This is a genomic window from Acinetobacter sp. YH12251 (assembly GCF_013417465.1).
In the GTDB taxonomy this organism is placed as follows: Bacteria; Pseudomonadota; Gammaproteobacteria; order Pseudomonadales; family Moraxellaceae; genus Acinetobacter; species Acinetobacter amyesii.
On the sequence record NZ_VPDZ01000010.1, the window covers coordinates 166420 to 180163 of the forward strand.

Sequence of the window (13744 nt, forward strand, 5' to 3'; positions counted from 1 at the left end):
CTACGCAGTAATCAAATGGATACTTTGAATAGAGGTAAAGAGCGTGATTTCAGTAGGTATTGTCGGCGGTACAGGTTACACAGGTGTTGAATTACTGCGTATTTTACTGCGACACCCAAATGCAGAAGTGAAAGTTTTAACTTCGCGTACTGAAAATGGCCGCCGTGTGGATGATATGTTCCCAAGCTTGCGTGGACATACAGACCTTTGCTATTCAGATCTAAATATTGAAGAACTAAAACAATGTGACGTTGTATTTTTTGCGACGCCGCATGGTGTAGCAATGAAACACGCAGAAGAGTTAGTTGCTGCAAATACTAAAGTGATTGACCTTGCTGCTGATTTCCGTTTGCAAGACTTAGCTCAATTTGAAAAATGGTATGGCCTAGACCATGCCTGTCCAGAGCTATTAAAAGATTCAGTTTATGGTTTGTCTGAATTAAACCGTGAAAAAATTCAAAAGGCTTCAGTGATTGGTAACCCAGGTTGTTACCCAACAACTGTTCAGCTCGGTTTAGCGCCAGTATTAAAAGCCGAAGGATTAGTGAAACCTGAAAGCATTATTATTGATGCAAAATCAGGTGTGTCTGGTGCAGGTCGTAAAGCCAGCCTGGGTATGATCTATTCTGAAAATGCAGATAACTTTAAAGCTTATGGTGTAGCGGGTCACCGTCATCATCCTGAAATTGTAGAAGCCTTAGAAAATATTTCAGGTCAAAAAGGTGTGTTTAACGAAATTTTATTCGTACCGCATTTGGTGCCGATGATTCGTGGCATGCTCAGCACTATCTATATTGATTTGACTGACGCAGGTGCTTCTGCGGATTTACAAAGCATATATGAACAGTTCTATGCCAATGAGCAGTTTGTAGATGTTATGCCTGCAGGAAGCTCACCTGAAACACGTACTGTGCGTGGTGCGAACCAATTACGTATTGCGATTTGCAAACCTCAGCCGAAAAAATTAGTGATTTTGGTGGCTCAAGACAACTTGGTGAAAGGTGCAGCAGGTCAAGCCGTACAAAATATGAACTTGATGTTTAGTTTTGCTGAAAATGCAGGACTTCAAGGCATTGGTTTATTACCATAAGAAACGATTTAAAACTTCACACACATTTAAAACTGGATTTAAATGTGTGCCTTGAGTGAACTAAAAATAAGAGATGACGATGTCGAATACAGAATCTAATTTCAAGTCAGAACCTGAAAACAGTGAAAAAACGCCTTTTATGAAGACGAATATGCCACTGGCGATTGGTGCAGTTGTACTTGCATTGAGCAGCGGTTTTCTCGGATATAGTATCGGTCATCGTCAGGGCTTAACTGTGGTCGGATATGATGCAGATGCAGAGCAACTTGTTGATGTAGTGCAAAAGCAAAAAACTGAATTAGCAGGCCTGAATAAAAGTTTGAATGCGGCAATCCAAGAGCGTGATGTCGCTGTAAGTAATTCAAATGATTTATATTTGGCTGTTAAAAAAGCACGTGATGATCAAGAGTTAACAGGTAATTTGGGTGTTTTGTATCGTGAAGTATTGCGCCAACGTGGTGGTATGCCGCTTGCAGTACAACATTTAGCGATTAAACCATTACCTGAAAATGCGTATGAATACCAACTTGATCTCGTTCAAGTAAGTCCGTCAAAAAGTAATGTATCTGGAAGTGTTGAGCTGCGTCTAATTAAGGGTACAGAAGTACTTGTAGTGCCTTTAGAAGACAAAAACTTTAACTTTAGCGAAAGTGAGCGACTCACTGGACGTTGGACCATGCCAAAAGGCTTTAGTCCAGACTTTATTGAAGTGCGTTTAAGCGGTTCTAAACCCGTTATTCGCCGTTTTAGCTGGTCGAAAGGTCAGCCTGTTGAAAATCAATCTGCCTTCCTTTCAGAAATTCCTCAAACTGAAGCAAGTGCAAACTAAGTGTGAAACCTAAATCCTATGCGAACCAATAAGCGTCAAACGTGTTTATCTGACATTAAAAATTCATTTTACCAATCTGGTTTAGTGGACTGGCATCTAAACCCGACTCTCAGCCAAGGTACGCAGGATGATGGTGATTCAGACATTCAAGTATTGACTGCGCCACCTGAGTTAAAGCGTCCTCCTATGTATGCTGTCGTTTTAATGAACGATGATTACACCCCAATGGACTTTGTAATTGAAATTTTACAACAATACTTTGCTTTGAATCTTGACCAAGCCACTCAAGTAATGCTAACTGTACATTATGAAGGAAAGGGTGTTGCAGGGGTTTATCCGCGAGACATCGCAGAGACTAAAGCAAATCAGGTCAATAATTACGCTCGGTCGCAAAGTCATCCATTACTTTGTCAGATTGAGCCAAAAGATTAATAAGGGGATTACATGCTCAGTCGTCAATTAGAAGTATCACTACGTTTGGCTGTCAGCATGGCTCGTCAAAAGAGACATGAATTTTTGACGGTAGAACATTTATTATTGGCTTTACTGGATAATGATTCCGCTGTTAATGCATTGAAAGCATGTGGCGCAGACATTATTGTGCTTCGCAAAGAACTTGAAGAATACGTAGAACAACATACCCCAAAGCTTGGCGAAAATAGCGATCAAGCACCACATCCTACAGAAAGTTTTGATCGTATTTTGCAGCGTGCAATTTTCCATGTGCAATCGAGTGGAAATGACCGCACTGTAGAAGGTGCAGACATTTTAGTTGCGATGTATTCAGAGCGTGATTCATTTGCGGTGTATTTACTTAAACGCCATCAAATCAACCGTTTGACATTAACGCAGTATTTGTCACATGGCACACGTAAAGATGAAGTCCAAGCCGAAGAGGAAATCGAAGAGCTCGATGGTGAAAGCACTACGTCTTCAAATTCTGGCCCATTAGAGCTTTATACGACCAATCTCAATGTTGAAGCTCAAAAAGGCAAAACAGATCCACTGATTGGTCGTGAAAAAGAGATTGAACGTACAGCTCAAATTCTATGCCGTCGCCGTAAAAACAACCCACTTTTGGTGGGTGATCCGGGTGTAGGTAAAACTTCGATTGCTGAAGGATTGGCTTGGCTCATTGTAAATGGTAAAGCACCTAAACCGCTTGAAAATGCAGAAGTGTTTAGTTTAGACATTGGTGCTTTAGTTGCAGGAACTAAATACCGTGGTGATTTTGAAAAGCGTTTAAAACAACTGCTAAATGCCTTGAAGAAAAAGCCCGAAGCTATTTTATTTATTGATGAAATTCACATGATCATCGGTGCAGGCTCAAGTATGGGTAGCACGATGGATGCATCGAACCTCATCAAGCCAGCTTTGGCGAATGGTACTTTACGTTGTATCGGTTCAACGACTTTCCAAGAATACCGTCAAGTTTTTGAAAAAGATCATGCATTATCTCGTCGTTTCCAAAAAATTGATGTCAATGAACCATCTATTTCAGAAACGATTGATATTCTGCGTGGCTTAAAAGGCAAATTTGAAGAATTCCATCATGTGAAATACGAAGATCAAGCGTTGGTTTCTGCGGTAGAACTATCTGCGAAATTTATCAATGATCGTTTCTTGCCTGATAAAGCCATTGATGTGATTGATGAGGCGGGTGCACAGCGTCGTTTAAAAGCTGAGCAAGATGATACAGTCATTTCAGTTGAAAACATTGAAGATATCGTTTCGAAAATTGCGCGTATTCCACCGAAAACTGTCTCTAAAGATGACAAGAGCGTTCTTGAAAATCTTGAGCGTGATCTGAAACGTGTGGTGTTCGGTCAGGATGAGGCGATTGAAGCGCTTGCATCGGCGATTAAATTATCTCGTGCAGGTCTTAAAGCACCAGATAAGCCAGTGGGTAATTTTGTCTTTGCTGGTCCTACAGGTGTGGGTAAAACTGAAGTCACTAAGCAATTGGCAAAATTGTTAGGCGTTGAACTTGTGCGTTTCGATATGTCTGAATACATGGAACGTCATGCAGTATCTCGTTTAATTGGTGCGCCTCCGGGTTATGTAGGTTTTGATCAAGGTGGTTTGTTGACCGACGCGATTCATAAAAATCCGCATTGCGTACTTTTACTAGACGAAATTGAGAAAGCGCATCCAGATGTCTTTAATTTGTTATTACAAATTATGGATCATGGTTCATTAACGGATAACAATGGTCGTAAGTCTGACTTCCGTAACGTCGTGTTAGTGCTGACTACCAATATTGGTGCGGAATCAATTTCACGTGTGAGCATTGGTTTCATGGATCAAGATAACAGTAATGACAACCAAGACGCGATGAAAAAAGCCTTCTCTCCAGAGTTCCGTAACCGTTTAGATGGTGTCATTCAATTTAAAGCATTGCCAACAACCGTTATTGAAAGTGTGGTTGATAAGTTCTTAACAGAGCTTCAGGCACAGTTAGATGATAAGAAAGTGGTTCTTGAAGTTGATCAAGATGCACGCGAATGGATGGCCGAGCAAGGATATGATCGCTTGATGGGCGCTCGTCCAATGCAGCGTTTAATTCAAGAGCATTTGAAGAAACCGCTTGCTGAAATGATTTTGTTTGGCGAGCTTGCGGAACATGGCGGTAATGTTGGTGTTTCAGTGAAGAAAGAAAATGGCAAAGCTGTGGGCTTGAAACTCGAAGTGTTTGAAGACCAAACAGCTGAACCTGCTTAAGTAATTTAATTAACGAAAAACCCGTGCTTGCACGGGTTTTTTATATTTATTCGACGCTAGATTTGGGTTTCTCAATGATGGACATACCATTAACAAAAGTGCTGACCACATTTGGTTTATTTGCACTGACAGCACTGATGGAAATTTTAGGCTGTTACTTCCCATATTTGATTTTAAATCAGCAAAAATCGCAGTGGTTATGGATTCCAACAGCGCTTGCATTGGCTGCATTTGTTTGGTTATTGACGTTGCATCCAGCAGCTTCGGGTCGTATCTATGCAGCCTATGGCGGAATCTACATTTTCTCTGCATTGCTGTGGTTGCGTTTTGTCGATCACGTAGTTCTAACACGTTGGGATATGCTAGGTGGCGTCATTGTGTTGGTGGGCGCAGCTGTGATTGTATTACAGCCTCAAGGTTTAATTCGTTAAGTTAAACAATGCAAAAGTTAAACCAAGAGCTGTAAGAAATTAGATATTTATTTAAATTTGCACTCTGTATTTTTAATGATAATTTCGTATTGATTGCTACCCGAGCTTAGATCCATTTCAATTTTATATGGATTAACACGTTGAAATTGATGCTCGAATAGTAATTCACAGTTTTGGAGTGAATTATGCTTGATGAGTTGCTTCACCTTATGTTCACCGACTGATTGTTCAAATTGCGCAAAATCAGGGGTGGTGATAATACCATCAATTTCTATTTTATCTGCTGAAACTTCCATTTTTTCCATCAACATATTCTGATCAACTTGATAGGGAAGAGTGCGTGAATATTCATCACTAATGGCAGCCAGTATTTCGTTTAAACCTGTTTTATTTTTAATTTTAAAATTGCTATCTAAAATCTGATTTTTCACCAAGTATTGATCTAATTCACTTGGTTCACCAGCAAAGCTAAAAGTAGATAAGCTCAATCCAAGAGCCAATAAGCAAATATTTCTTAAACGCATAATCTTAATCACTTATAAAAGTTATGGTTTTATTAAAGCATGCAAAAACAAAAAAAGCACCCGAAGGTGCTTTTTTATCTAAGTAAAACCTTAGTCTTTTTTAAGATTTTCGTTAATTAAGAATTCAACAAGTGCTTTTTGTGCATGTAAGCGATTTTCAGCTTCATCCCAAACCACAGCATTTTTGTGGTCAAGCATATTTTCAGAAATTTCTTCACCACGATGCGCAGGCAAACAGTGCATAAATAAGCAGTCAGCGTGAGCAAGATCCATCAGGCGTTCATTCACTTGATAATCTGCAAACGCTTTTTCACGAATTTTTTGCTCTTCTTCTTGGCCCATACTTGCCCAAACATCTGTCACGATTAAATCTGCATTAACTGCAGCATCTTCGGCAGAATCAACAAGTTCCACACAGTGTGCAAATTCAGATAAAAATTCTGCTTTAGGTTCATAGCCCTTAGGTGCAGCGATTTTTAATTTAAAGCTCCACATATGAGCAGCTTCAATATATGAGTTACACATATTGTTGCCATCACCAATCCAAGCAACCGTTTTACCTTCAATAGAACCACGGTGTTCAACAAATGTTTGAACATCGGCAAGTAATTGGCAAGGGTGGTGATCATCTGTTAATGCATTGATGACAGGAACTTTTGAATAAGAAGCAAAACGTTCAACAATGTCATGACCAAAAGTACGAATCATTACAATATCAAGCATGCTTGAAATCACGCGTGCAGAATCTTCTACTGGCTCGCCACGCCCTAATTGAGAGTCGCGAGATGAAAGGAAAATTGCACTACCACCAAATTGGCTCATTCCTGCTTCAAACGATACACGTGTACGGGTGCTCGATTTCTCAAAAATCATGCCCATGACTTTACCAACGAAAGGTTGGAAAACTTCATTGTTATGCTGTTTGCGCTTGAGTTCGATACCGCGCTGTACAATTTGATTAAGTTCTAAAGTCGATAAATCGCGTAAAGTTAGAAAGTGACGTAGAGCCATTGTTACTCCACAATAATTGCTGAATCAAAAAACAAAACAACAATTAGTTGTTGGTTGGTTAGAGAAAAAGGAATCGATTAATATACTATAAGAGAGGTAAATTGCAAAAAATCTAGCGCTTTTGGTGACCGTCTAGGAAACGATCGACGCAATAACTGATGTAATTGATGGTTTCTTGATCATTTTCATCAATGGTGATGCCCATGAGAACGCGCCATTCTAAATTACGCAAAATTCCAAAATAAAATTGAGCCGAAAACAACGGGTTTTCACAATACAGCAAACCGTGTTGATGCGCTTGATTTAAAATTTCTGCAACGGTGTTCTGAATTTGTTTTGGGCCTTGCTCATGAATATAACGTGCTATTTCAGGATTACGTCCTGTTTGTTCTAAGACTAACCGCATAAATGCCGCATTTTCAGGCATCACAATATGCTGATGAAAGTCACTTAAAGTATTGATGAGATAAGCACGAATATCGGTGTCAGGGCTCACCGTAAATGGTAGGCAAATATCTTTGAAAAATAAGCAGCGACGATAGTCACAAATGGCCTTAAATAATCCGTCTTTATTACCAAAATATTTATAGATTGACGCTTTTGAACCACCCGCATGATTCACGATGTCATCTAATGAAACTGCATCAAACCCACGTTTTAAAAAAAGCTCCGTAGCACTTTCTAAAAGCGCAACACATCGTTCATGTCCGCGCCGCGTTTGTGGCTGGTCATGCGTTAAAGGTTCAATGTGTATTAAATCTTGCATAAAGTGATAATATTTAACAAAAAAAGAGCTGATTTGACGATAATTATAGCAAAAAATTCAGTACTTTTCTGCTTTGCTCATAAATAAGGAATCTTTGACTAAAGAATAACAACAGATAGGTGACAAGTGAAATATTTGACTAAAGTTTTAGAGTTAATATTCTACAAAGCCATAGAGTTGGAAAAAAATATGGATATACTCAAACTTCGAAAATTAAAGTAAATGCCGTGGAAAGGAATATGACACAACAAACGTCTGCAGGCTTAAGATTTAGACAAGCATTGGAAATCGAAAAACCATTACAAATCATTGGCACAGTAAATGCCTATGCAGCAATGATGGCAAAAGAAGTTGGCTATAAAGCCATATATTTATCTGGTGCAGGTGTTGCGAACTATTCATATGGTTTACCTGACTTAGGCATGACCAGTTTAGATAATGTTTTGGAAGATGTTCGTCGTATTACTGAACGTGTAGATACGCCATTGCTTGTCGATATCGATACAGGTTGGGGCGGTGCATTTAATATTGCCCGCACTGTGAAGCAAATGATTGCTGCGGGTGCAGCAGCGGTTCATATCGAAGACCAAGTGGCACAAAAGCGTTGTGGTCACCGTCCGAACAAAGAAATTGTGACGCAGCAGGAAATGGTTGACCGTATTAAAGCGGCTGTTGATGCAAAAACCGATTCAAACTTTGTAGTGATGGCACGTACAGACGCATTACAAAAAGAAGGTTTGCAAGCAGTGATCGACCGTGCATGTGCATGTGTAGAAGCAGGCGCAGATGCCATCTTTGCTGAAGCGATGACTGACATTACCATGTATAAAACAGTCTGCGATGCAGTCGGTGTCCCTGTACTGGCAAACATTACAGAGTTTGGTGATACCCCTTACTACACCAAAGAAGAACTAGGCGAGCAGGGTATTGCAATGGTGCTTTACCCATTATCACCAACACGTGCAATGCAAAAAGCGGCACTCGAAGTAATGCATGCGATCCGCAATGACGGTACACAAGTCAATGTACTAGATAAAATGCAGCAACGAAAAGAACTCTATCAATTCCTCGATTATCACACTTTTGAAAACACCTTAGATAAATTGTTCACTGAAGGAAAATAAAAAATGGCTGAAGGAAAAGTACTCACGGGCGCAGGACTGCGCGGACAAGTAGCTGGTAAAACTGCATTGTCAACTGTAGGCAAAAGTGGTGCGGGCTTAACCTATCGTGGTTATGACGTTCAAGATTTGGCAGAAAACTGTCAGTTTGAAGAAGTTGCGTATCTCATTTTCTTTGGTGAATTGCCAACAACAGAACAACTAGCAGCATACAAAGCCAAACTCAAATCATTGCGTCAATTGCCGCAAGCATTGAAAGAAGTATTAGAACGTATTCCTGCTGACTCACACCCAATGGACGTGATGCGTACAGGCGTTTCAATGCTCGGTAACCTTGAAACTGAAAAATCATTCGATGAACAACAAGATGTTGCAGACCGTATTTTGGCAACGCTACCTGCGATCATCTGCTACTGGTATCGCTTCAGTCATGATGGCGTACGTGTAGAAGAAAACACCGATGATGATTCAATCGGCGCTCAATTCTTACATTTACTTCGTGGCGAAAAACCAAATGAATTGCATGAGCAAGTGATGAACGTGTCACTGATTCTGTATGCAGAGCATGAGTTTAACGCTTCAACATTCACAGCGCGTGTATGTGCATCAACATTGTCAGATATGCATTCATGTATCACAGGTGCAATTGGTTCACTTCGTGGCCCATTACATGGCGGTGCAAATGAAGCAGCAATGGAAATGATTGAAAACTGGACGTCTCCAGAAGAAGCTGAGCGAGAAATGCTAGGCAAACTTGAGCGTAAAGAAAAGATCATGGGCTTTGGTCATGCGATTTACAAAGATAACGATCCACGTAATGGCATTATCAAGAAATGGTCTGAACGCCTAGCAAAAGACGTCGGTGATACTGTACTTTATCCTGTATCAGTGCGCTGTGAAGAAGTGATGTGGCGTGAGAAGAAATTATTCTGTAATGCAGATTTCTTCCATGCATCTGCATATCACTTCATGGATATTGCAACCAAACTATTCACGCCAATCTTTGTAATGTCACGTGTAACAGGCTGGGCAGCGCATGTGATGGAACAGCGTGCAGACAACCGTATTATTCGCCCAAGTGCTGATTATACAGGTCCTGAACTACGTAAAGTTGTGCCGATTGCAGAACGTTCAGCGGCATAATTTTGAAGTGTAATAAAAAAGCCTCAAAAGAGGCTTTTTTATTATTTGGTATTTGAGTTAACAATCTATTTGGTTAGTAAAACCGGATCTTCAACGCTATATCCTGTTTCAAATGGAATCCCGAGATATTTAACAGTCACTAAATAAAAGGGCTTTTGCATTACACGATAAGTTTTAGAGATTTTTAAACCTTCTTTATAGGTCTCAGCCTTTTGTACAGCGCTTTTATACTGCGAATTTTTAACACGATATTGATAGGTCCATTTATCAATGGTTTCATTCGGGTCATACCATGATTTTGCAGTGCCATTCATGGTTGTTAATAACTGTATTCGAGCATTATTGTTATTTACTGGTGTTAATTTAACTAAACGCTTTTTTATTTTCGCAATTTCTTTATCAAACTGGGTGCTGTCTTGATCGTAATCAATCCGTTTTGTCTTTGGATTAATATACAAAGACTTCACTGTAATTAATTGCGTCGGCTTTTGGTTATTTAATTGATAATAATATAATTGTGGTAAACGACCACGACCATCTTCAAAATGACGCATTAAATAGATTTTTTGGTCTTTTTTATCAAAACCTAAAACCTCAATGGTTTGAGGGCCGCCTACCGTCGCGAAAGCAGAGCAGGACAGTAGGGTGCTAATTGCGAATGCATTGAAATGACGTAGCTGCATTTTCTTGTCCTGATAAGTAAATTCCTCAATACAGTATGCGATGCAAAATGATATTTAAATATGAAGATTATGTATGTTTTATTCTGCATTTAAGATGTCTAATACACTGTGAGCAACATTTTCAGTTAACTGATCTAAGCGTTCTAAAGCCGTACCCAAAATAAAATAATGATAATTATAGATACGACCATCATGTAAAATTGAAATATAAAATGTTCCTTCGGGTTTTTCTACGGTTGCACTGCCACCGGGTTTGAGTAATCCAGTGCAGGCCACCACGAAGTCCGCATGTAAAAATAGTTGTTGTCCTTGCTCAGCCATCGCTTGAGTTACTTCTGCGGATTCGGCCGTAAATTTTTCTATTAGTAGAGGATCTACTTTTAAAATTTCACGTTTGATCGATGGATCATAGCTCACAAGACCACCTAACAAGATATCTGCACCACTATTCTTATAAATTGAAAATTGGCTACATAAATAACCAGAGCTTGCACTCTCGATAAACGCGATGGTCATTGATTTTTGTTCTAAAGCATCGCAACATAGTTTAAGCATCTGCTTACCCCAAAGTAGAATGGTGAATGATCATTAGTATTCTTAAAATTTTAGCATTGATTTCGCTCGCCTGTAATTTCACTAAAAGTCTAAGTTGGTACTGTGTGTGTTGTGGAATTCACGAAAATAGCGTGATTGTTTAGAAGCTGTACGAAAATATGAAATAAAGGTTTCTTCGGAAGGAAAACGATGTTAAAACTTAAAATAAAGAGCGTAACAAAAGTAGGTTTATTTCAATGAAAACGACTGTTAAATATGTAGTATTAAAAAGCCTAGACTATCAATTGGGCACGCCACTTTTTCAAGAAGAATTAGACGCAGATAGCCTGTATTTTGATCAAATTCCGGCTGTAATTCAGTATCAAAATCATCAATTCAAAGTGAAAAGCAAAGAGTTAAAGCGTGTTTATTTGGCGGAAGAAAATGAAGACATGCAAACTATTATTGTGAAAGTACTTGCCGTTTAATTTCGATCAATTTGTAGTATTAAAAATACAGTTCTCATTGAGTTGGGAGCTGTTTTTTTGTATTTGACAGACTCAAATTTATATATAAATCTAAATTTAAAGGAGATATGTATTTTTAATGACCACTTGATCGTGTCGTCTTCGCTATTCGACTAACAGCTATTTAATCCCCCAGATATTATTTAGTATAATTTATCTGTTTTTTCAGGGGGGGAAGAAATGATGGACTTATTTAAATTTCTAAAAAGCTTTAATACAACGGGCACTTATCTTTTAATTTCAATGATTTAGTTCGTATGCTTAGTTGTGTATTTCTATTTTATTAATCCAAAATGATCTAAGTTGGTTACCAACATCTTTGGCTTTAAATAAAAAGCTTAGTAAATAAAACTACATAATTAAATTTTTTATCAAAAATATTGATATAAATTTTTGAATAAATTTAAAATAGAGCTAATGGTTTTAATTCATTTGTGTATGGGTAAAGCCAAAACGATAGCAAGGTTTTTCTATGCAAGATGTTATGAAAGAAGAAGCGCCACGTACGAAAGATTTTGGACGTAGGTTTGTTCATCTAGGAATTATATTGCGGAATAAGACCTTACCGGTAGGTTTGTGCAACAAAGCCTTTAACGATATAAAAACTTTAATTTTTTAAAATTGTAACAAAAATAACTTTTAAGACTTTCAGGTTATGTATTTTAATTAAACTTAACAATGGTTTAGCTAGATATTTAAAATGGATAAAATTAATATGTTTAATTTACATTAATTTTTATTTTTTGAACTATTTCGCACTTTTTAAATTTATACAATTTAGTTAGATTTATAGAACAACAATTCTAAATCGAGCAATCAAAATGCCCAATCTATATGATCATCATGTTTTAAGGCAGATCTATGATTTTATAGTCGAACGGGAAGGATTCGAAAAATTAACACCCTATAACCAAGCTATGGAGTTTTTCAAAGAACTTTCTCAAGGAGATCAATCGGACGTCATACAAACGGAGCCAAATATCCTTTATGGAAAATTTGGGAGCATATCTAAAATCAATCTTAGATTAGTACCCTTATTTCGAGAAAAGGATAAGTTCTTAAAATGGGCTTATGAGCAACTAAACTAACTAAATAACTTACTAAGTATTACTAAAGAGTATGAAATAACAAACTCAAACATTAGGAATAAAAAATGACTAACAATACCAGCGGTATAGTGAAATGGTTCAATGAAGGTAAGGGATTTGGATTTATACAATCTGATAGTGGTGAAGATTTATTTGCACGTTACAGTGAAATAAACATGAGCGGCTATAAAGCACTTATAGAAGGCCAGCGTGTACAATTCGAAATTACTCAAGGAAAAAAGGCCGACAAGCTAGCAATATCACAGTTATGTAAGGCAACTGTGTTGGGGTGCTAAACGCAGTTAATATACACGATAGTTTGGCTGTAAAAAATTTTTGAGGTTTCTCCATATGCTTAAAAGCTTCAAAATACTTATTACAATATTTCTATGTAGTTTAATCGTTGTTTGTTTTGTGGTTCATAGACAGAACACGGAAATAAGGTTAAGTGAAATGGAACGACTGGTTAAATAATATTTAAGCTCTTAAATTTAAATAATTAATTTAATATATCAGGGACCCTTAAAATGTTACAACTTATAAAATGCTTGGTTGGTATTCATGGTGAGATGGTTACACGAAAGTGCTTTGATGGAAATTTAATTTTTTTGTCAGAGTTGTTTAAAAGTAAAGAAATAACGGCTCAAAATAATTTAAAGTTTCAGAAAATCCCGCTAGGAAGTAGCGGGATTTTTTTGGTGACTATATGACAGACAAAGCATAGGCGAAACTAGACTTAGAAATTTGTATGAAGTGTTGTAATCCTAATGCCCCGAATATGCCTAGCTAACAAAAAGTTAATTTATAAGTTATAAAATATAAATAAAATTGAAATAACATTAGGTTTATATTAAAATATTTGATATAGTGTGTTTGATCGAATCCGTAAGCGGAACGGTAGTGTTTGAGTTGTTAACGGAATTGCGTATTCCCTTCATCCTGATGTTCAAGCATCAAATTCAAACAGTTAACGCATAGCATGAATTCGCATCATGCCGATCAAGGGAAGCCTGCAGCTATCCGTGGGTTTTCCTTAAATTCTATTTTTAAGATATTAATTTAATTTTTTTATCTTTCTTAAATTTCATAGCTACTGTAAATATCATAAGTTTAAATTTTTCTTAAGTGAACAATAGAGGTGGTCCCACATGTTTGAACAACTAAAAGCGTATTTATAAGTGATATTCCGCTCTAGTTAAGCCACCTTGTTTTGTTGGGGTAGCTGATCATAGTAAAACTCATTTGGTGTCATTTTGTCTAGACTCGAATGAGGTCG

The 13744-nt window shown here is 37.8% G+C and carries 13 protein-coding genes and 1 pseudogene; 9 read left to right on the plus strand and 5 right to left on the minus strand.

The features are described from left to right. Positions 1 to 43 precede the first annotated feature (43 nt). The 5 genes from argC to FTV27_RS10840 all read left to right on the plus strand — a co-directional run bounded on the left by argC (position 44) and on the right by FTV27_RS10840 (position 5071). Entirely contained in the window at positions 44 to 1090 is a 1047-nt protein-coding gene (gene argC / locus FTV27_RS10820; protein ID WP_180034830.1) for an N-acetyl-gamma-glutamyl-phosphate reductase, read from the plus strand. A gap of 79 nt (positions 1091 to 1169) precedes the next feature. Further along, on the plus strand, positions 1170 to 1919 hold the full coding sequence (locus tag FTV27_RS10825; protein ID WP_111883706.1) for a hypothetical protein: 750 nt from the start codon (positions 1170 to 1172) through the stop codon (positions 1917 to 1919). A gap of 18 nt (positions 1920 to 1937) precedes the next feature. Next, positions 1938 to 2351: an ATP-dependent Clp protease adapter ClpS gene (gene clpS, locus FTV27_RS10830; RefSeq protein WP_078188641.1), complete on the plus strand. Its 414-nt coding sequence runs from the start codon at positions 1938 to 1940 to the stop codon at positions 2349 to 2351. Between the two features lie 12 nt (positions 2352 to 2363). After that, a complete protein-coding gene (clpA, locus tag FTV27_RS10835; protein ID WP_078193466.1) occupies positions 2364 to 4640 on the plus strand; it encodes an ATP-dependent Clp protease ATP-binding subunit ClpA in 2277 nt (758 codons plus the stop codon). A 77-nt stretch (positions 4641 to 4717) separates the two neighbouring features. Beyond that, a complete protein-coding gene (locus FTV27_RS10840; RefSeq protein ID WP_111883867.1) occupies positions 4718 to 5071 on the plus strand; it encodes a YnfA family protein in 354 nt (117 codons plus the stop codon). 47 nt (positions 5072 to 5118) lie between these two features. Here FTV27_RS10840 and FTV27_RS10845 read toward each other — a convergent pair whose 3' ends face one another. The 3 genes from FTV27_RS10845 to FTV27_RS10855 all read right to left on the minus strand — a co-directional run bounded on the left by FTV27_RS10845 (position 5119) and on the right by FTV27_RS10855 (position 7372). Then, the gene (locus FTV27_RS10845; protein WP_180078463.1) at positions 5119 to 5595 is read right to left on the minus strand and encodes a hypothetical protein; all 477 of its coding nucleotides are present in this window, start codon (positions 5593 to 5595) and stop codon (positions 5119 to 5121) included. Positions 5596 to 5685: 90 nt separating this feature from the next. Beyond that, positions 5686 to 6606, minus strand: a complete 921-nt coding sequence (gene argF, locus FTV27_RS10850) for an ornithine carbamoyltransferase (protein WP_180078465.1) — start codon at positions 6604 to 6606, stop codon at positions 5686 to 5688. A 112-nt stretch (positions 6607 to 6718) separates the two neighbouring features. Continuing rightward, a complete protein-coding gene (locus FTV27_RS10855; protein WP_078188637.1) occupies positions 6719 to 7372 on the minus strand; it encodes a TetR/AcrR family transcriptional regulator in 654 nt (217 codons plus the stop codon). Between the two features lie 239 nt (positions 7373 to 7611). Between FTV27_RS10855 and prpB the strand changes: the two genes are divergently transcribed. Continuing rightward, complete coding sequence (prpB, locus tag FTV27_RS10860) at positions 7612 to 8496, plus strand: methylisocitrate lyase (protein ID WP_111883701.1); 885 nt, start codon at positions 7612 to 7614, stop codon at positions 8494 to 8496. Between the two features lie 3 nt (positions 8497 to 8499). Further along, a complete protein-coding gene (gene prpC / locus FTV27_RS10865; protein WP_078193462.1) occupies positions 8500 to 9636 on the plus strand; it encodes a 2-methylcitrate synthase in 1137 nt (378 codons plus the stop codon). 65 nt (positions 9637 to 9701) lie between these two features. Here prpC and FTV27_RS10870 read toward each other — a convergent pair whose 3' ends face one another. After that, positions 9702 to 10319: an aminotransferase gene (locus FTV27_RS10870; protein WP_180078467.1), complete on the minus strand. Its 618-nt coding sequence runs from the start codon at positions 10317 to 10319 to the stop codon at positions 9702 to 9704. A gap of 78 nt (positions 10320 to 10397) precedes the next feature. Continuing rightward, a complete protein-coding gene (locus tag FTV27_RS10875; protein WP_180034834.1) occupies positions 10398 to 10874 on the minus strand; it encodes a CinA family protein in 477 nt (158 codons plus the stop codon). Positions 10875 to 11110: 236 nt separating this feature from the next. Between FTV27_RS10875 and FTV27_RS10880 the strand changes: the two genes are divergently transcribed. Together FTV27_RS10880 and FTV27_RS10885 are read left to right on the plus strand one after the other, a co-directional pair. After that, positions 11111 to 11341: a hypothetical protein gene (locus FTV27_RS10880; RefSeq protein ID WP_078190858.1), complete on the plus strand. Its 231-nt coding sequence runs from the start codon at positions 11111 to 11113 to the stop codon at positions 11339 to 11341. A 1192-nt stretch (positions 11342 to 12533) separates the two neighbouring features. Then, positions 12534 to 12742 (plus strand): annotated as a pseudogene (locus FTV27_RS10885) (cold-shock protein). Positions 12743 to 13744 lie beyond the last annotated feature (1002 nt).

Excerpts from the sequence above, each read along its gene's own strand:
- FTV27_RS10845 (WP_180078463.1), bottom strand. The coding sequence starts at position 5,595 with ATGCGTTTAAGAAATATTTGCTTATTGGCTCTTGGATTGAGCTTATCT.
- prpC (WP_078193462.1), top strand. The coding sequence starts at position 8,500 with ATGGCTGAAGGAAAAGTACTCACGGGCGCAGGACTGCGCGGACAAGTA.
- argF (WP_180078465.1), bottom strand. The coding sequence starts at position 6,606 with ATGGCTCTACGTCACTTTCTAACTTTACGCGATTTATCGACTTTAGAA.
- FTV27_RS10870 (WP_180078467.1), bottom strand. The coding sequence starts at position 10,319 with ATGCAGCTACGTCATTTCAATGCATTCGCAATTAGCACCCTACTGTCC.
- clpS (WP_078188641.1), top strand. The coding sequence starts at position 1,938 with ATGCGAACCAATAAGCGTCAAACGTGTTTATCTGACATTAAAAATTCA.
- FTV27_RS10875 (WP_180034834.1), bottom strand. The coding sequence starts at position 10,874 with ATGCTTAAACTATGTTGCGATGCTTTAGAACAAAAATCAATGACCATC.
- FTV27_RS10840 (WP_111883867.1), top strand. The coding sequence starts at position 4,718 with ATGGACATACCATTAACAAAAGTGCTGACCACATTTGGTTTATTTGCA.
- FTV27_RS10880 (WP_078190858.1), top strand. The coding sequence starts at position 11,111 with ATGAAAACGACTGTTAAATATGTAGTATTAAAAAGCCTAGACTATCAA.
- FTV27_RS10855 (WP_078188637.1), bottom strand. The coding sequence starts at position 7,372 with ATGCAAGATTTAATACACATTGAACCTTTAACGCATGACCAGCCACAA.
- prpB (WP_111883701.1), top strand. The coding sequence starts at position 7,612 with ATGACACAACAAACGTCTGCAGGCTTAAGATTTAGACAAGCATTGGAA.
- FTV27_RS10825 (WP_111883706.1), top strand. The coding sequence starts at position 1,170 with ATGTCGAATACAGAATCTAATTTCAAGTCAGAACCTGAAAACAGTGAA.
- clpA (WP_078193466.1), top strand. The coding sequence starts at position 2,364 with ATGCTCAGTCGTCAATTAGAAGTATCACTACGTTTGGCTGTCAGCATG.